The sequence below is a fragment of the Paracidovorax sp. MALMAid1276 genome, from assembly GCF_049198005.1.
Lineage (GTDB): Bacteria > Pseudomonadota > Gammaproteobacteria > Burkholderiales > Burkholderiaceae_C > Acidovorax.
Genome location: NZ_JBMIRS010000197.1, coordinates 62,032 through 80,524, shown reverse-complemented (window position 1 = coordinate 80,524; position 18,493 = coordinate 62,032). Strand labels below are relative to the sequence as shown.

At 68.2% G+C, this 18,493-nt stretch carries 15 protein-coding genes; 6 read left to right on the top strand and 9 right to left on the bottom strand.

What is annotated here, in order from left to right:
- Positions 1-180 precede the first annotated feature (180 nt).
- The 6 genes from garD to ACOQFS_RS15175 all read right to left on the bottom strand — a co-directional run bounded on the left by garD (position 181) and on the right by ACOQFS_RS15175 (position 6,688).
- Complete coding sequence (gene garD, locus ACOQFS_RS15200; RefSeq protein WP_421563667.1) at positions 181-1,758, bottom strand: galactarate dehydratase; 1,578 nt, start codon at positions 1,756-1,758, stop codon at positions 181-183.
- 48 nt (positions 1,759-1,806) lie between these two features.
- On the bottom strand, positions 1,807-2,835 hold the full coding sequence (locus tag ACOQFS_RS15195; RefSeq protein WP_421563666.1) for a lactonase family protein: 1,029 nt from the start codon (positions 2,833-2,835) through the stop codon (positions 1,807-1,809).
- Positions 2,836-2,851: 16 nt separating this feature from the next.
- Positions 2,852-4,135: a TRAP transporter large permease gene (locus tag ACOQFS_RS15190; RefSeq protein ID WP_421563665.1), complete on the bottom strand. Its 1,284-nt coding sequence runs from the start codon at positions 4,133-4,135 to the stop codon at positions 2,852-2,854.
- 2 nt (positions 4,136-4,137) lie between these two features.
- Positions 4,138-4,659, bottom strand: coding sequence for a TRAP transporter small permease (locus ACOQFS_RS15185; RefSeq protein WP_421563664.1), 522 nt, complete (start codon positions 4,657-4,659; stop codon positions 4,138-4,140).
- A 117-nt stretch (positions 4,660-4,776) separates the two neighbouring features.
- Positions 4,777-5,766 carry a TRAP transporter substrate-binding protein gene (locus ACOQFS_RS15180; RefSeq protein ID WP_421563663.1) on the bottom strand — a complete coding sequence of 330 codons (990 nt, stop codon included), beginning with the start codon at positions 5,764-5,766 and terminating at the stop codon, positions 4,777-4,779.
- A gap of 103 nt (positions 5,767-5,869) precedes the next feature.
- The gene (locus tag ACOQFS_RS15175) at positions 5,870-6,688 is read right to left on the bottom strand and encodes an NAD-dependent epimerase/dehydratase family protein (RefSeq protein WP_421563662.1); all 819 of its coding nucleotides are present in this window, start codon (positions 6,686-6,688) and stop codon (positions 5,870-5,872) included.
- Positions 6,689-6,809: 121 nt separating this feature from the next.
- Here ACOQFS_RS15175 and ACOQFS_RS15170 point away from each other — a divergent pair, with 121 nt between their 5' ends.
- From ACOQFS_RS15170 to ACOQFS_RS15150, 5 genes are all read left to right on the top strand, one after another.
- Positions 6,810-7,538, top strand: coding sequence for a FadR/GntR family transcriptional regulator (locus ACOQFS_RS15170; RefSeq protein ID WP_421563661.1), 729 nt, complete (start codon positions 6,810-6,812; stop codon positions 7,536-7,538).
- A 225-nt stretch (positions 7,539-7,763) separates the two neighbouring features.
- Positions 7,764-9,203, top strand: a complete 1,440-nt coding sequence (locus ACOQFS_RS15165; RefSeq protein ID WP_421563660.1) for an aldehyde dehydrogenase family protein — start codon at positions 7,764-7,766, stop codon at positions 9,201-9,203.
- A gap of 150 nt (positions 9,204-9,353) precedes the next feature.
- Positions 9,354-9,713, top strand: a complete 360-nt coding sequence (locus ACOQFS_RS15160; RefSeq protein ID WP_421563659.1) for a DUF2946 family protein — start codon at positions 9,354-9,356, stop codon at positions 9,711-9,713.
- A gap of 153 nt (positions 9,714-9,866) precedes the next feature.
- Positions 9,867-12,080 (top strand): TonB-dependent receptor, encoded by a 2,214-nt coding sequence (locus tag ACOQFS_RS15155; protein ID WP_421563658.1) that lies wholly within the window; start codon positions 9,867-9,869, stop codon positions 12,078-12,080.
- A gap of 19 nt (positions 12,081-12,099) precedes the next feature.
- Positions 12,100-13,674, top strand: coding sequence for a PepSY domain-containing protein (locus ACOQFS_RS15150; RefSeq protein ID WP_421563657.1), 1,575 nt, complete (start codon positions 12,100-12,102; stop codon positions 13,672-13,674).
- On the opposite strand, the gene ACOQFS_RS15145 is transcribed toward ACOQFS_RS15150, so the two are convergent.
- Positions 13,645-15,273 (bottom strand): ABC transporter permease, encoded by a 1,629-nt coding sequence (locus ACOQFS_RS15145; protein ID WP_421563656.1) that lies wholly within the window; start codon positions 15,271-15,273, stop codon positions 13,645-13,647. The genes ACOQFS_RS15150 and ACOQFS_RS15145 overlap by 30 nt on opposite strands.
- Positions 15,274-15,390: 117 nt before the next feature.
- On the opposite strand from ACOQFS_RS15145, the gene ACOQFS_RS15140 reads away from it, so the two are divergent.
- Positions 15,391-16,455, top strand: a complete 1,065-nt coding sequence (locus ACOQFS_RS15140) for an ABC transporter ATP-binding protein (RefSeq protein WP_421563655.1) — start codon at positions 15,391-15,393, stop codon at positions 16,453-16,455.
- A gap of 228 nt (positions 16,456-16,683) precedes the next feature.
- On the opposite strand, the gene ACOQFS_RS15135 is transcribed toward ACOQFS_RS15140, so the two are convergent.
- Together ACOQFS_RS15135 and ACOQFS_RS15130 are read right to left on the bottom strand one after the other, a co-directional pair.
- Positions 16,684-17,916 (bottom strand): Yip1 family protein, encoded by a 1,233-nt coding sequence (locus tag ACOQFS_RS15135; protein WP_421563654.1) that lies wholly within the window; start codon positions 17,914-17,916, stop codon positions 16,684-16,686.
- A gap of 179 nt (positions 17,917-18,095) precedes the next feature.
- Entirely contained in the window at positions 18,096-18,392 is a 297-nt protein-coding gene (locus ACOQFS_RS15130; protein ID WP_421563653.1) for a hypothetical protein, read from the bottom strand.
- Between the last annotated feature and the right edge of the window lie 101 nt (positions 18,393-18,493).

The window sequence follows — 18,493 nt, the reverse complement described above, 5'->3', positions numbered from 1 at the left end:
CTTCTCTATAGCGAAACAGCCCGTGCGATGACGGGCTGTTCAAGTGGGATGTGGGCAGGCCGCTTTCTGGCGATCTGCACTCAGAAAATCTGGAACCGTTCACGCTGATCCTGTCGAAGTGCCGCGCAAGGCTTCGACAAGCTCAGCCCGAACGGTTACTGGGACCGGCGCATGCCCCCGTCAAGTCACTGGCGCCGGGTTGAACAGCACCAGCGCGTTGTGCAGCTTCCACTGCTCGGCCCAGGTCTTCTTGCGGCCGCTGGCCACGTCGAGCAGCAGATGGAACATCTCCCAGCCCAGGTCTTCGATGGTGGCTTCGCCGTCGGCGATCTTGCCCGCGTTGATGTCCATCAGGTCGTGCCAGCGGCGTGCCAGGTCGCTGCGCGTGGCCACCTTCACCACGGGGCATTCGGCCAGGCCATAGGGCGTGCCGCGGCCGGTGGTGAACACGTGCAGGTTCATGCCTGCGGCCAGCTGCAGCGTGCCGCAGATGAAGTCGCTGGCGGGCGTGGCGGCATACACCAGGCCGCGCTGGTCGCGGCGCAGTTTTTCGCCCGGCGCCAGCACGTGCGCAATGGGCGCGGTGCCGCTTTTGATGATGGAGCCCATGGCCTTTTCGGCAATGTTGGACAGCCCGCCCGCCTTGTTGCCCGGCGTGGTGTTGGCCGCGCGGTCCACGCGGCCCCGGTCCAGGTAGCGGTCGTACCAGCCCAGTTCGCGAACGATGGCGTCTGCCACTTCGGGCGTAGCGGCGCGGCTGGTGAGCTGCTCGACGGCGTCGCGCACCTCGGTGTTCTCGCTGAACATCACGGTGGCACCGGCGCGCACCAGCAGGTCGGCGCAAAAACCCACGGCCGGGTTGGCGGTGACGCCCGAAAACGCATCGCTGCCCCCGCACTGCACGCCCAGCACCAGCTCGCTGGCCGGGATGGTCTCGCGGCGGCGCGCGTTCAGGCGTTCCAGATGCGGCCTCGCGCTCTGCACGATGTCGTCCAGCATGGACATGAAGCCCACGTGGTGATCCGCCTGCAGGCACACGGTCTCGGGGCCGAGCGCTGCGTCGCGCTCGTCGGTGATGGGAAAGCTGCCCGGGGGCAGCAGGCGGTCGGGCTGCAGCTTTTCGCAGCCCAGGCTCACCACCATGATCTCGCCGCCGAAGTTGGGGTTCAGGCTGATGTGCTTGAGCGTGCGAATGGGGATGGCGGCATCGGGCGCGTCGATGGCTACGCCGCAGCCATAGGTGTGTTCGAGGCCGATCACGTCATCGACGTGCGGAAACAAGGGCAGCAGCTCGGCCTTGATGCGGCGCACCGCGTTGGCCACCACGCCCGCCACACACTGCACGGTGGTAGTGATGGCCAGGATGTTGCGTGTGCCCACTGAGCCATCGGCGTTGCGGTAGCCCTCGAAGGTGTAGCCCGTGAGGGGTTCCAGCACCGGCGGCTTCACGGTGGCCATGGGCAGGCCTTCGAGCGCGCGGGCCGAGGGCATCTGCAGCAGGCGTTCATGCACCCAACTGCCCGCCGGGATGTCTTTGAGCGCATAGCCGATGGGCACGTTGTAGCGGCGCACCACCTCGCCTTCGGCAATATCTTGCAGCGCGACCTTGTGGCCCTGAGGCACCTTGTCGCACAGCGCGATGCCCGCGCCGGGCACGCCCTCGGGCAGCACCGTGCCCGCGGGCAGGCCACCGTCGTTGGCGACGATGGCAACGTTGTCTTCCGCATGCATGCGGATGGTGAGGGCGGGGCGTGTCATCGGGGGGCTCGGTTTCTTGAATCTCGGCAGTCGCGCCAGCATGGCGCTTCAGGAACCCGCGTGCAAGGGCAGCAGGGTGATCCAGTTCGGGTTGAGGCCCACAGTGTGTTCGGCCACCGGCGTGAGTGCGCCGCTGGCGGGGTCGATGCGGTGCACGCCCACGCGGTGGCTGGTCTGGCCCGCCGCCAGCACGTGGCGGCCGTCGGGCGTGATGGCAAAGCCACGGGGCTGCTGTTGCGTGGGCCAGTGGCCGATGGGGCTGAGCAGGCCGGTCGCCGCGTCCACAGCAAACCCCGCCAGCGTGTGGCTGTTGCGCTCGCTGGTGTACAGCCACCGGCCATCGGGGCTCAGGTGCAGGTCTGCGCCCCATGCGGTGCCCGCAAACCCCGGCGGCAGCGTGGGCAGGCTCTGCAGCAGCTGCAGACCACCTGTGGCCTCGTCCCAGGCCAGCACATGCACGCAGGCGTCCAGCTCGCCCAGCAGGTAGATGCGGTCGCCCCGTGCGTTGAAGCGCAGGTGGCGCGGGCCGGTGCCTGGAGGCAGTGCAAACACGGCGGGGTCGGTCGGCTCCAGCGCCCCCGTGGCGGCATCCAGGCGATAGCGGTGCAACTGGCCGCCCCCCAGCGAGGCCGCCAGCACAAAGCCGTTGCCGGGGCTGGGCAGTGCGCAGTGCGCGTGGCGGCCGGTGGCATGGGTGGCGGCAGGCGCGCTGCCGTCCACCACACCATCCACGCCCACCGGCTGCACGGCCACCAGGTCGGCACCGTACGAGGCGGTGAGCAGCCAGCGCCCCGTGCCATCGGTGGCCACATGGGCCATGCTGGCGGGCAGCGGTGCTTCGCCCAGCACTTCGGCGCGGCCCGCACGCGCATCCACCGCCAGCGTGACCACGGCCAGCGGGTCGCTGCGGCGCGCCACATACAGGCGCGCGCCATCGGGGCTCAGCGCCATGGGCATGAGCTGGCCGCCGAGCGCCAGCACCTGCTCGGTGCGCAGCGCGCCGGTGGCGCCCGCGAGGTGCAGCACATGCAACTCGCCGCTGTCGGCGCAGGAGACAAAAGCCAGGGTATCGTTCATCGCACAGGGCTCGCCATCACAGGCCCATGGCGCGCGGCAGCCACAGCGAGATGGCAGGCACGTAGGTGATCATGAGCAGCACCACGAACAGCGCGGTGAAGAACGGCAGCATGGCGCGCGAGACGATGCCCAGCGGCAGCTTGGCCACCGCCGCCCCGGTGAACAGCACGGTGCCCACCGGCGGCGTGATGAGGCCGATGCCCAGGTTGACCATCATGATCATGCCGAAGTGCACCGGGTCCACGCCCAGCAGCTTCACCACGGGCAGCAGGATGGGCGTGAGGATCAGGATGAGGGGCGACATGTCCATCAGGCAGCCCAGCAGCAGCAGCATGATGTTGATCAGCGCCAGGATGACATACTTGTTGTCCGACAGGCTGGTGAGGAACATGGTGACCTTCATGGGGATCATCATCATCGTCATCAGGTAGCCGAACGCCGCCGCAAAGCCGATGAGGATCATCACCACCGTCACCGTCTTCACCGTGCGATGCACCAGCTTGGGCAGGTCGCGCCAGCGGTAGTCGCGGTAGATGAACATGGTGACGAAGAACGCCCACACCACGGCAATCGATGCCGACTCGTTGGCCGTGAACACGCCCGACAGAATGCCGCCCAGGATGATGACCATGGTCATCAGGCCCCACATGGCTTCGGCGCAGATCTTGAGCGCCTGCTTGAGCGGAATCACCTCGCCCTTGGGGTAGCCGTTCTTCTGCGCCGTGAACAGGCACAGGCCCGCCAACGTGAGACCGAGCAACAGCCCCGGCAGCACGCCGGCCATGAACAGCGCCGCGATCGACACCGAACCACCCGCCGCCAGCGAGTACAGCACCGCGTTGTGGCTGGGCGGGATCAGGATGGCCTGCACCGAGCCGCTCACGGTGACGGCCGTGGCAAAGGGGCGTGGGTAGCCCTGCTTTTCCATTTGCGGAATCAGCACCGAGCCAATGGAAGCCGTGTCGGCCACCGAGGAGCCCGAGATGGCGCCGAAGAAGGTGGACGCCAGGATGTTGACCAGCGACAGCCCGCCACGGATGAAGCCCACCAGCACGCCCGCAAACGCCACCAGGCGCCGCGCCATGCCGCCTTCGGCCATGATGGCCCCGGCCAGCACAAAGAAGGGAATCGCCAGCAGCGAGAACTTGTTGACGCCCGAGGCCACCTGGATCATCACCGCGTCCAGTGGCAGCTCGATCCACAGCGCGCCCGCCAGCGCCGCCAGGCCCAGCGAATAGGCAATCGGCACGCCGATCATCATCAGCACGAAGAACGTGCCCAGCAGTACGAGGGTGTCCATGGTCAGGCGCCTTCTTCGGTCAGTTCTTCAAAACGCACGATGCGCCGGTGGGTCTGCGGGCCGAAGGCCATCTTCTCCAGCACGAACAGCAAGGTGACGGCCGCGCCGATGGGCAGCGACGCATAGGTGGCGCCCACGGGCAGCCATGGCAGCTCGGCAATGCCCTGGCCCCAGGTTTCGATGCACAGGTTGGTGCCATACCAGGCCACAAAGCCGCAGATGACCAGCATGAGCAGGTCCACCACCCCCCCCAGGGCGCGCTGCAGCTGCGCGGGCAGCTTCTCGGTGAGCATGTTGACGGCGATGTGCCCGCCGGCGCGGTAGGCCGCGGCGGCGCCGATGAAGGTGAACACCATCATCAGCAGGATGGCGATGGGCTCGGGCCATTGCGATCCCGTGCCCAGTACGTAGCGGCTGAACACGCCCCAGGGAATGATCAGCGACATGAAGAAGATGGCGGTGCCGGCCGCCCAGATGGTGGACAGGTAGAGCCGGTCCATCCAGCGCAGGAAGGGGTGGTCCATACAGGCGGGTCCGAAGGAATTGGGGGAAGGTTCAGCGTAAAAAGAGGCGCAGGCGACCCACCAGGAGTTCGCCTGCGCGAGGGTTGCGATGCGCGCTCGTCGCGGTGCGGCCGTGGCTTACTTCACGGCCTCGATGCGCTTCATCAGCTCAGCGTAGTTGGCGCCGTACTTGGCACGCACGGGGGCCGTGGCGTCGAAGAAGGGCTTGTTGTCCACGGTGATGAACTCCACCCCGGCCGCCTTGAGCTTGGCCGTGTAGTCCTCCACGCTCTTGTCCCACAGCGCGCGCTGCTCCATCTGCGCCTCGCGGCCGAACTTCTTGAGCAGGGCCTGGTCGTCCTTGCTGAGCTTGTCCCAGGTCACCTTGGACACCACCAGCAGCTCGGGGATGATCAGGTGGTTGGTCTGCGTGTAGTACTTGGCGCCCGTGTTGTAGTGGTTGCTGGTGAAGAAACTGGGCGCGTTGTTCTCGGCGCCATCCACCACGCCGGTCTGCAGCGCGGTGAAGACTTCGCCATAACCCATCGAGATACCGTTGCCGCCCATGGCGTTCATGGTGTCCACAAACAGCGGGTTGCCCATCATGCGCACCTTCTGGCCCTTGAGGTCGGCGGGGGTGCGCACGGGCTTCTTGGTGTACAGGCTGCGCGAGCCGCCATCCATCCAGCCGATGGCCACCAACTTGGCGGGCGATGCGCTGATCTTGGCCAGCAGCTCGTCGCCGATGGCGCCGTCGATCACGGCGCGCATGTGGTCCTGGTTGCGGAACACGAACGGCATGTTGAACACGTTCACCTCGGGCACCACCGTGCCCACCGGGCCCAGCGAGGTGCGCAGGATGTTGATGGCGCCGAACTGGGTCTGCTCAATCATTTCCTTCTCGCCGCCCAGCACGCCGCCCGGGAAGGTCTGGATCTTCAGGCGCCCCTGGGTGGCGGCGTCGAGCTTCTTGCCCATGTTCTCCACGGCCACCACGTTGGGATAGCCCGCGGGGTGGACGTCGGCCGCCTTGAGCACCATGGACTGGGCCTGGGCAGCGGGGGCCAGCAGGGTGAGCGCAGCCACGGCGGCGGCGCTGGCGGCAAGGGCAAATCGGCGAAGGATCATGGCGGTGTGTCTCCGGTTCAGGTTGTTGTGAAGGTTTTTGCGGGAAAGAACGGTGGACTGCGGCAGAAAGCGGGGGCCTGCGATGGCGGGCCGAAGCGCCTGGTCAATCAAACGGCCCCGTGCGCACGAACGGGCCGCCCTGGTAGATCACGGCGGGGTCGTTCAGGTCGGGGTGCGGGTCGGCGGCTTCCACCTTGGCGCGGAAGGGTTCGGAGCTGTCCTGCGGGCGGTAGCCGATGTGGCGGGCCAGGGTGTTGTCCCACCAGGTGGTGGTGTTGTCGCCCATGCCGTAGATGATGCTGTGGCCCACCACCGGCGCGGTGAGGCTGGCCACCACGAGGCGCTCCAGGTCGTCATAGCTCATCCAGGTGGCCAGCATGCGGCGGTTCCTGGGCTCGGGGAAGGACGAGCCGATGCGCAGGCACACGGTTTCGATACCATGGCGGTCGAAATAGAAGCGCGACAGGTCTTCGCCAAAAGCCTTGGACAACCCATAGAGGCCATCGGGCCGGGCCGGGTCCTTGAGGCCCACCACTTCGTCCTGCCGGTAAAAGCCCGTGACGTGGTTGGAGCTGGCAAACACCACGCGCTTCACGCCTTGCTTGCGCGCGGCTTCGTACAGGTTGTAGGCACCCACGATGTTGGCCTGCAGGATCGGGTCCCAGGGTTGTTCGGTGGACACGCCGCCCAGGTGCACCACCGCGTCCACCGCCTCCAGCAGCGAGTGCATGGCACCCGCGTCTTCCAGGCGCGCGGGGCGCAGTTCTTCGCCCTCGGCAGCGTCGCCCAGGTCCGCCATGTCCGACAGGCGCAGCGTGGTGCAGTAGGCCTTCAGCCGCGTGCGCAACTCGCGCCCCAGCCCGCCGGCGGCGCCGGTCAGCAGAAGGCATTGAAATCGGATCGGCGTCGGGTGACAGGGCATGGCAAGGACGATGGTTCTTGGTACAGTGGAGTGGCGCGGGTTGCACGTCATCAGTTGTCGTACAACGAGCAGCAATGTACCCCGTCTGCCCGTCGCCGCCACATAGGGATAACACCAAGAAATGACCACCGATACCCTGCTTCGCCGCAAGCCCCGCACCCTGGCCCTGGAGCTGGTCGAGTCGCTCGGCGACCGCATCCGCGACGGCCGGCTGGCGCTGGGCGCCAAGCTGCCCACCGAGGCGGCCATCATGGACGAGTTCAACGTGAGCCGCACCGTGGTGCGCGAAGCCATCTCCAAGCTGCAGGCCTCGGGCCTGGTGGAGACGCGGCACGGTATCGGCACCTTTGTGCTGGGCCTGGGGCAGGCCCCTGGCTTCAAGATCGCGCCCGACCAGGTCAGCACGCTGCGCGACGTGATCGCCGTGCTGGAACTGCGCATCGGCGTGGAGACGGAGGCCGCCGCCTTGGCCGCACAGCGGCGCACGGACGCCAACCTGACCACCATGCGCGAGGCGCTGAATGCCGTGGCCGCCGCCGTGAACGAGGGGCGCGACGCGGTGGCGGCGGATTTTCAGTTTCACCTGGAGATCGCCCGCGCCACCCAGAACAGCCACTTTGCCGAGCTCATGGGCACGCTGGGCAGCATGATCATCCCGCGCGCCCGACTCGATGCCACCGACGCCCTGAACGAAGAACGCCGCCTGTACCTGCGGCGCGTGAATGGTGAGCACGAGAGCATCTACGACGCCATCGTGGCGCAAGACCCCGACGCCGCGCGCGCCGCCATGCGCACCCACCTGGCCAACAGCCGCGAACGCCGCCGCCGCGCCCAGGCCGAGGCCGGCTGAACGACGGAACCCCCTGCGCACGCCCAACGCGTCTCCCCGCCCCGGGTGCTCGTCGTATCAGTAGTAACCCTGCATGCCTCGCATCGATCTATGTTGTACGATGACATACAACAATGCTTTGCGCCTTGTCGCCCCTCTGAACCACCCCTAGCCCGCAGCGCCCGTCCGGCCGTCCGGGCTTGAGTTCGCATCCTTCCTTCCCCTCAACATCTCCCCCTGCCCACCATGCACGCAAACCTGATCAACGGCACCTGGACCGAAGGCGCCAAGACCTACCGCAACACCAATCCGTCGGACACGCGCGACGCCATTGGCGACTACGCCGTGGCGAGCCGCGAGCAAGCGCTTGACGCCGTGGCCGCTGCGCACGCGGCCTTCCCGGCCTGGAGCCTGTCCACGCCTCAGCAGCGTTTTGACATCCTGGACGCCGTGGGCAACGAGATCATCGCCCGCAAGGCCGAACTGGGCGACCTGCTGGCCCGCGAGGAAGGCAAGACCCTGCCAGAGGCCATTGGCGAAGTGGGCCGCGCGGCCGCCATCTTCAAGTTCTTCGCGGGCGAGGCCCTGCGCCCCGGCGGCGAAGTGATGCCCTCGGTGCGCCCCGGCGTGGGCGTGGAGATCACGCGCGAGCCCCTGGGCACCATCGGCATCATCACGCCGTGGAACTTCCCCATCGCCATCCCGGCCTGGAAGATCGCCCCGGCCCTGGCTTATGGCAACTGCGTGGTGTTCAAGCCCGCCGAGGTGGTGCCCGGCTCCGCCTGGGCGCTGGCCGACATCCTGCACCGCGCGGGCCTGCCGGCTGGCGTGTTCAACCTGGTGATGGGCCGCGGCGCCGAAGTGGGTGCCGTGCTGCTCGAAGACGAACGCATTGCGGGCGTGAGCTTCACCGGATCGGTGGGCACGGGCCAGCGTGTGGCGGCGGCCTGCGTACAGCGCGGCGCCAAGGTGCAGCTGGAGATGGGGGGCAAGAACCCCTTTGTGGTGCTGGACGACGCGGACCTGAACGTGGCCGCGGGCGCGGCCATCAACAGCGGCTTCTTCTCCACCGGCCAGCGCTGCACGGCCAGCAGCCGCGTGATCGTGACCGAAGGCATCCACGACCGGTTCGTGGCCGCCATGGTCGAGAAGATGAAGACCCTGAAGGTGGATGACGCGCGCAAGGCCGGCACCGACATCGGCCCCGTGGTGGACGACCGCCAACTGGCACAGGACCTGGAATACATCGCCATCGGCCAGCAGGAAGGCGCCAAGCTCGCCTTCGGCGGCGAGGCCCTGGAGAAGAACGCCGACGGCGCGCCCGGCTTCTACCTGCGCCCCGCCCTGTTCACCGAGACCACGCCCGGCATGCGCATCAACCGCGAAGAGATCTTCGGCCCGGTGGTGAGCGTGCAGCGCGTGAAGAACTACGACGAAGCGCTGGCCCTGGCCAATGACACGCCCTTCGGCCTGGCCAGCGGCATCGCCACCACCAGCCTCAAGCACGCCACCCACTTCAAACGCCACGCCCAGGCCGGCATGGTGATGGTGAACCTGCCCACGGCCGGCGTGGACTACCACGTGCCGTTTGGCGGCCGCAAGGCCAGCAGCTACGGCCCGCGCGAGCAGGGGCGCTACGCGGCGGAGTTCTACACCACGGTGAAAACCGCGTATACGCAGGCTTGATGCGCCACACCCAGCAGGCCACGCTCGTCTGGAATATGAATGAAATTGGCCTCCAGCGCTTATCCAATAAGCGCTGGCAGCTATCATTTTTATATCAGCACATCCTGACGGGCTGCCCCCTGGATGACGGGGCGGCTATCATCGCGCCCCATGACCGCCCCCCGACGAACCTTTGCTGCGCTGCGCCTGTGGGTGCTGGCATGGTTCGTGGTGTCGATGGGGGTCGCGATTGCGTCACCGCTGGTGAACCCGCAATCCTTCGAGGTGATCTGCTCGGGCACCGGCGCCATCAAGCTGCTGGTGCAGACCGACGAGGGCACGGTGGAGATGGGCGCCATGGGCATGGACTGCCCTTTGTGCGCCACCCCCGGCGCACCGCCGCCCGCACCGGCAGCCGCCGTGCTGCCACCCCATCCCCTGGCCCATGCGCTGCAGCCCGTCGAGGCCGCGCGCATCGCGGCCGCCACGGCCGCCCCACTGCCGGCGCGCGGCCCGCCCACACGCTCTTGAACTGAAACCCCTCGCAGCGCCCGGACCTGGTGGGCGGGTGCTGCGCTTTCGTGTTCCGTTGGTTTCCCTGACAGCGCTGCCTTGCCCGATGTGTTGAGTTGAATTGACGCACACAGGGCCACTGCGCTGTCGCTTCAAGACAAGAGCGTTTTCATGTCCCGTATCTCCTTTGCTTCGCGCCGCGCTGCGGCTCTCCCGCGCCTGCCTCTGTCGCCCCTGTGCCTGGGGGTGCTTGCCACCTGTGCGCTGGCCACCGTGCCTGCCCAAGCACAGACCACCTCGGCGCCCACGTTGCAAGCCGTGGATGTGGTGGACTCCGCCGCATCCCCCAACGGCAAGCTCAGCCTGGACACCCCCGTGGACACCGGCAGCCGCCTGGGCCTGACGGTGCGCGAGAACCCCGCCTCCGTCACGGTGGTGGACCGCGCCACCATCGACGCACGCGGTGCGCAGGACACGCAGGAGATCCTGCGCGCCGTGCCCGGCGTGGTGGCGCACAACGCGCCGGGTTCGATGGCCGCGCAGTACCGGGGCTTCACGTCCAACTCCGTGGCGCAGCTCTACAACGGCATCAATCCGCAGTACGGCAGCGCCACGCGCGCGGTCGATGCCTGGATCTATGACCGTGTCGAAGCCATCGGCGGTGCCTCAAGCTTTTTGTATGGATCGGGCGGCGTGGGCGGCTCGATCAACTACATCACCAAGACGGCCGAGCGCAGCGACTTTGCCGAAGGCCAGCTGCGTCTGGGCTCCTACGACCTGAAGGAAGTGTCGGTGGGCCTGAACCGCCGCATCGCGGGCGGCGATGGTGGCGCAGGCCCGGCCCACTATGCACGCATCGACCTCAACCACCGCAACGCAGGCAGCTGGACCGAAGGCACCAAGACGCAGTCCACCCAGCTCGCCACCTCGCTGCTGTCAGACCTGGGCGGCGGGTTCAGCCACACGCTGGCCTACGAGTACCAGAAAGACCATGTGGACCGCCCCTACTGGGGCACGCCGGTGCTGAACCCCGCCGTGGGCGCGCTGCAGATCGACCCCGCCACACGCTTCAAGAACTACAACAGCGCCGACGGCATGTACGAGCACCGCGTGCAGTGGCTGCGCTCGGTGGCGCAATGGCGTGTGTCGGATGCACTGCAACTGAAGAACACGTTCTACGTGTACGACGCCCTGCGCGACTACCGCAACGTGGAGACCTACACCTTCAATGCCACCAACACAGCGATCACGCGCACATCGCCGCTGTTGCAACGCCACGACCAACAGCTGGTGGGCGACCGCCTCGAAGGCACCTACCAGGGTCAACTGGCAGGCCGAAAGAGCGACTGGGCCTTTGGCCTGGACGTGAGCGTGAATCAGCAGACGCGCTTCCCGTTCGGCCCCTCGGTCACCGTGAGCACGGTCAACCCGTACCACTTCACCCCCGAGAACTTCTTCGACATTCCCGGCATGTCGCCCGCCCTGAACCCCGACAAGGACAACAAGATCCGCAACACCGCGCTGTATCTGGAGAACCGCACCCGGGTCGCTTCCGGCCTGAGCCTGATCACCGCGCTGCGGCATGAGCGCATCAAGCTCGATTTGGTGAACCGCCGCGCCGTGACAGCCACCGCGCCCGCCACCTTCAGCCGCAGCTACCACCCCACCACCGGCCGCCTGGGCGTGGTGTGGGACATTGCGCCCGGCGCCAACCTGTATGCGCAGGCCTCCAACGCGGCCGACCCACCCTCGGGCTCGCTGGCCTCGGCCTCGTTTGCCGATGTGCGCAACAACAGCGACCTGACCACGGGGCGCCAGGTCGAGGTGGGCAGCAAGTTCGACTTCTGGGACGGCAAGGGCAGCGCCACGGTGGCCGCGTTTGACATCCGCCGCAAGAACATCGCCTCGCAAGACCCGTCCAACCCCAACCTCACGGTGCTGGTGGGTGAGCAATCGTCCAAGGGCATCGAGCTGTCGGCGGGCATACGCCCCACGCCGCAATGGCAACTGCAGGGCAATCTGTCTCTGATCCGCGCGCGGTATGAGAACTTCGTGCAGGGCGGCGTCTCGCGCGCGGGCAACGTGCCCCAGCTGGTGCCGCAGCGGGTGGCCAACCTGTGGGCCTCGTACGCCGTCACGCCCACCGTCACGGCCAGCGCGGGCGTGCGCCATGTGGGCAAGGTGTATGGCAACGCGGCCAACACCAAGTTCTGGCCGTCGTACACCCTGCTGGACCTGGGCCTGGCGTGGAAGGTCAACAAGACCACCACGCTCACCACCCGCGTGCGCAACGCCACCGACCGCATCTACGCGGCCGAGACGCGCGACCAGGTCTACCTGGGCGCTCCGCGCACGCTGGATGTGACGCTGCACACCGCGTTCTGACCCCGGCGGAGCACCCGACATGCCACACGCCAAACGCTGGCTGTATCTCATCCACCGCTGGCTGGGCGTGCTGCTGTGCGCCTTTTTCGCCATGTGGTTCGTCTCGGGCGTGGTGATGATGTACGTGGGCTACCCCAAGCTCACGCAGGCCGAGCGCCTGGCCCACCTGCCGCCGTTGCGCACCGCACTGCTCGGCCCCGAGCGCGTGCTGGAGCCTGCGGAAGCCTTGCAGCGCGCGGGCCTGGCGGGGCTGCTGCAGGACCTGCGGCTGGCCGTGGCCAGCGGTGGCCGCGCCGTGTACCTGGTGGTTCCGGCCGCCCCCAAGGACAATGCCGCGCCACGCCCGCGCAGGGCACCGGCGCCTGCGGTCATCGACGCCCTTACAGGCGAGCGGCTGCAGCAGGTGGACGCCGCGCACGCCATCGCCTCGGCCCGCGCCTTTGCGCAGCAGCCCGATGCCGCCATCGACTACCAGGGCACGATCGACGAAGACGCCTTCACCCACTCGCGCGCGCTGGATGTGCACCGCCCCCTGCACCGCCTGCACCTGGGCGACGGCGCAGGCACCGTGGTCTACGTGTCGGGCACCACGGGCGAGGTGGTGCGCGATGCACCGCTGCACGAGCGCGCGTGGAACTACGCGGGCGCCTGGATCCACTGGCTCTACCCCTTCCGGGGCAATGCCTTCAATGCCTACTGGACGGACATCGTCAACTGGCTGTCCATCGCGGGCATCGCGCTCACGGTGACGGGCACGGTGGTGGGCGTGCTGCGCTGGCGCTTCAAGGGGCGGTACAAGACGGGCTCGCGCACACCTTACCGGGGCTTCATGATGCGCTGGCACCACGTGTTCGGGCTGGTGTTCGCGGCCATCACCTTCACCTGGATCTTCAGTGGTCTCATGTCCATGAACCCCTGGAAGATTTTTGACAGCGGCGCCGCACCCCTGCGCCAGCTGGCCATGAACGGCGGCCCGCTGGAGATACCCGCGCAGGCCGCCCCCCTGCAGGCCCTGCTATCGGCCGCATCCCCCAACACGCGCGAACTGCGCTGGGTGCGCAGCGCTGGCTACACCCTCGTGTTGGCGCACAGTCCGGGTGGCGCGCCCGCCGTGCTGAGTGCGACCACCGCAGCCCCGCACCACTGGCCCGCCGGCGCGTTGGCCCAGGCATCCACCCACTTGCTGCCCCACGCCGTGGTGCGCACCGAAACCCTCACCGCCTACGACCTGCACTACTACGACCGCGCCGCCCACACCATGACCGGCGGCGCCGAAAAGCCATTGCCTGCCCTGCGCGTGGTGTTTGACGACCCCCACGCCACCTGGGTGCACATCGACCCCCACACCGGCGCCGTGCTGGGCCGCACCGACAGCCACCGCCGCACCAGCCGCTGGCTGTTCGCCATGCTGTACAGCTGGGACTGGCTGCCCCTGCTGGAACGCAGGCCGCTGTGGGATGCGCTGCTCATCGTGCTGAGCCTGGGCGGCGCGGTGATGAGCGTGACCGGCGTGGTGATGGGGTGGCGCAGGCTGGGGCTGAAGCTGCGCGAAGTGAAGAAGCCTTCAGCCCCGGCTGCGCAGCGTGCGGCTTAGCAGGATCACCGGCACCAGCCCCACGGCCACCAGCGCCAGCGACGGCAGCGCTGCCTCGCCCAGCCGTTCGTCGCGCGCCAGCTGGTAGGCCACCACGGCCAGGGTGTCGCTGTTGAAGGGGCGCAGCACCATGGTGGCCGGCAGCTCCTTCATCACGTCCACAAACACCAGCAGCGCGGCGGCAGCGGTGGAGCGCTTGAGCAGCGGCCAGTGCACCCGCGCCAGCAGGCCCGGGCTGCCGATGCCGAGCATGCGGGCGGAGTCATCCAGGCTCGGCGGAATGCGCGCATAGCCGCTTTGCATGGACTGCAGGGCCACGGCGCAAAAGCGCACGAGATAGGCCCACACGATGCCGAACGCCGTGGCAGTGACCAGCGCACCCACGCCCCACTGCGGCATGGCGGCCTGCAGCCAGCCCACGGGCAGCAGCAGGCCCACCACGATGACGGCGCCCGGCACGGCATAGCCCACGCTGGCCAGCTGCACCACGCCGCGGGTCACGGTGTCGGGCTGGCGGCGCACCGCAAAGGCCAGGGCCAGGGCGATGGCCACCGCCAGCGCGGCCGTGATGCCACCCAGGCGCACGCTGTGCCAGGCCCATTCCATGAAGCGCTCCCAGGGCAGCACCGACCAGTCGGCCGCCAGCGGGCGCAGCATGAACAGCACCGGCGCCACGAATCCCATGAGCACGGGCAGCGTGCACACGGCCCAGGCGGCCCAGCGGCGTGCGCCGTGCAGGGCCAGCGGCTGCGCTTCGGCCGAGCCCGCACGCCCGCCCTTGGCGGCAAAGCGCATGCGCTTTTGCGCGCGCTGTTCCAGGTGCAGCAGCACCATCACCACGAAGAGCAGCATGGTGGCCAGCTGCGCGGCGGCGATGCGGTTGTCCATGGACAGCCAGGCCTTGTAGATGCCCGTGGTGAAGGTCTGGATGCCAAAGTAGCTGGCCACGCCGAAGTCGGCCATGGTTTCCATCAGCACCAGCGCCACGCCGGCGGCCACGGCCGGGCGTGCCAGCGGCAAGGCCACGGCGCGGATGCGCCGCGGCAGGGGCGCGCCCAGCAGCCGCGCGGCCTCCATGAGGTGGGCAGCACGCTCGCCCAGGGCGGTGCGGGCCAGCAGGTACACATAGGGGTAGAGCGAAAAGATGAACACCCACACGGCGCCGCCCAGGCTGCGCACCTCGGGCAGCAGCCGGCCTTCCAGGCCGAAGGTATTGCGCAGGCCCACCTGCAGCGGGCCGCTGAACTGCAGGAAGTCGGTATAGGCATAAGCCGTCACGTAGGCCGGCATGGCCAGCGGCAGGAGCAGCAGCCATTCGAAGGTGCGGCGCCCCGGAAAGTCGAACAGGGTGACCGCCGCAGCCGTGCCCATGCCGACGACCGCCGCGCCCAGCCCCACCAGCAGGCTCAGCCACAGTGTGGTCCCCACATAGCCGGGCAGCACCGTGGCAGCCATCTCGCGCAGGATGGCGCCCGCCTGCTCGTCGCCCGGCCCCACGGGCAGCCAGGACGCGAGCACGGCGAGCACGGGCAATGCCAGAAAACCCGCAAACAGGATCAACGGGACCGAGCGAAAAGCGAATCGGGGCGTGGGGCGCAAGGGGGACGGCTCAAGGAAAGTGAAGGGACCACCGGTCGCCAGGAATCTGCTGCAGAAGGCAACGCGCAGGAATGCAAATGCGAATTTTAAGCATTCGCCACCGCCTAAAATCCCGGGATGTTTCTTGAGGTCTCCCAACTCGAAGTGCGCTATGCGGGCCGCGCGCAGGCCGCCGTGCAAGGCGTCACGCTGGCCCTGAAGGCCGGTGATATCGGCGTGCTGATCGGCCCTTCGGGCTGCGGCAAGACGACGCTGCTGCGCGCGGTGGCGGGCCTGGAGCCGGTGACGGGCGGCGAGATCCGCCTGACCAAAAGCGTGGTCGGCAGCGCCACCCTGAGCGTGCCGCCCGAGCTGCGGCGCATCGGCATGGTGTTTCAGGACTACGCGCTGTTCCCGCACCTGTCCGTGGGCCGCAACGTGGCCTTTGGCATTCACCAGCTGCCCCGCGCCGAGCAGGCGGCACGCGTGGCCGAGGTGCTCAAGCTCGTGGGGCTGGAGGGCAGCGAGCACCGCTTCCCGCACGAGCTGTCGGGCGGCCAGCAGCAGCGCGTGGCGCTGGCGCGCGCCCTGGCGCCCCGCCCGCAGCTCATGCTGCTGGACGAGCCCTTTTCCAACCTCGACGTCGACCTGCGCGAGCGGCTTGCGCACGAGGTGCGCGGCATCCTCAAGGCCGCGGGCGCCACGGCGCTGTTCGTGACGCACGACCAGTTCGAGGCGTTTGCGATCGGCGACGTGATCGGCGTGATGCATGAGGGCCAGCTACACCAGTGGGACGACGCGTACACGCTGTACCACCGCCCCACCACGCGCTTTGTGGCCGACTTCATCGGCCACGGCGTGTTTGCGCCCGCCACGCTCGTGCAGCGCGGCGACAACGTGGTGGCCCAGACCCCGCTGGGCGAGCTGACCGACCTGGACGAGTGCCCCCTGCCCGGCAGCTACCCCGGCGGCGAATGCGATGTGCTGCTGCGCGCCGACGACATCGTGCACGACGACCATGCGCCGGTGCAGGCGCAGATCGTGCGCAAGTCGTTCCGGGGCTCGGAGTTTTTGTACACCCTGCGCCTGGCCAGCGGCCACACGGTGCTGGCCCATGTGCCCAGCCACCACGACCATGCGCTGGGCGAGTGGATCGGCATCCGCGCGCAGGTGGACCATGTGGTGACGTTTCCGCGCGCCTGAGCGTTGGGGCGCCGGGCTGGGCTGGGACGGAGATCGCGCCGCTCAGACGCCAGACGGGTGCATTCCGCCTATGAATTTTCGGTCAATTTGGCCTTGAGCGCTTATCCATAAAGCGCTTGCCGCTATCATTTTTTGTAAAGCAGCCCGTTTCGACGGATCTGAAGCTGCCTTGCACGCACTGCGCACCACGGCGTCCCAGGGTCGCGGCGCACGGTGCGGGCAGGCCCCTCAGGACTTGCCCTTGCGCTGCAGCGCCTCCAGCGCATTGAGGTCGACCTGCGCCAGATACGCGCGCAGGTCTTTCACGGACAGGTTGTCGCCCTCAATGCTCACCACCACGCCGTTCTTGAGCACGGTCTTGAACTCGGCATGGCTGCCGTCCTTCTCGTGGCGCTGGTGCAGCATGCGGCCGCTCTCCTGCCAGGTCTTCTCGGCACTGGTGGCGTCTTCTTTCTCGCCCTGCGCCATGCCCATGGCCATCACGGCCATCTGGCCCAGGCCGCCGATGTCGATGATCTCCAGGCGCACCTGCTTGCTGCCGTCGCCGTACTCGGCGCTGGCCTGGCTGGTGGGCAGCCCCAGGGCCGCTCCGTCCTGCACGTTCAGCGACGTGCGCTGCAGCCCCGACAGGGCCTGCGGCAGCGCGGCCTTCAGGCTTTGCGCCGCCACGGCCTGACCACCGCCCAGCACACCGGCGGCCGCGGCCGCAGCGTTGCCCGTGGCCGCGGCCATGGCGGCGGGGTCCTGGCTCTTCTGCGCCTGTTCCATCTGGCGGGCGGCTTCTTCCATCTTCTTGCCGGCAGCCTCCAGCTTCGCGGTGTCGATGGACACGGCGCCGCCGGGCGTGTTCATGGTGACGGCCGGCGCGCCTGCCGCACCCAGCATGGCGGCGCTGCCGGGCATGAACAGCGAGCTGACCATGGCCATGACCACGCCCACCACGATGGCCGCAACCACCACCACCGCCGTGTAGGCCGCCGATTTCTCGGAGGCACTCTTCATCAGCACCGGCAGGCCGGTGTACAGCAGATACACCGAATACAGCGCCGCCAGCAGCGCCAGCATGGACAGCGCGGGCAGCAAACTGAACACGCCCCCCACCAGGGCCGCCGTGCTGGCGTACACCGCCACTTTCTGCGCCTGGATGGGGCTCTTGTGGCCGCCAAACGTGGGCGCCAGCGCGTCGATGATGAGCCCCAGCACAAAAATGCCCACGAGGCTGAGCACATACGACAGCACCATGTTGACCACCCCCGCCACCAGGGGCACGCGCACCGAGACGCCGAAGGCGCTGAAGCCGATCAGCGACAGGCCGATGAAGCCGCAGACCGCAGGGATCGCGGCCAGCACCATGGCGTAGTTTGTGTACAGGGATGCGACGTCGGCAGGCTCCGCGTCGATGGCGGCCCAGGTGGGCCGGGGCTGCAAAAGGATGTTCTTGGCGCGCTCTATCAGATTCATGGTGCCCTCCCGGCAATGGCTCTATGGCGTTTGGCGGCGTTGAAAGAAAGCCCGGCGCGCAGCCGCGCGGGCCGAAACCGCGAACGATAGGAGAAAACGGGCGGAACGGGAAGATGCAGCCCGGCCGCGCCGTGGGCCACCGTGCAATAAGTCCGGCTTTTGCCGCCCGGCAGGCGCTGTCAGCCGCGTGACGGCGGCAGGGGCGCAGGGGCGGCAGGGGTTTCGGACGGGGACTGCGCGGGCGGAGGCTCCGGCGTCTGCGCAGGAGTCTGGCTGGCCGGGGCCGGCGGGGTCTGGGCAGGCGTGGCGGCCGGTGGGGGCACGGGCGCGGAGGCGGGTGGCACGGCGGGCCGAAGGCCGGGCACCACGGCAGGGGTGTTCACCCCCTGCGCCACGGCGGCCATGGCGCTGAACACGGTGAGCGCCCACACGATCCATGGACGAAACATCTGACGAAGACACTGAGCGGCAGGCATGGCAGGCTCCCGAATGGCTGGCGCCCGTCCACGGCGGGCGGGCTCGGAGTCTGCGTGGCAGAAGGCCCATCGGCTGGAACGCACGAGAAACCGCTCTCGCA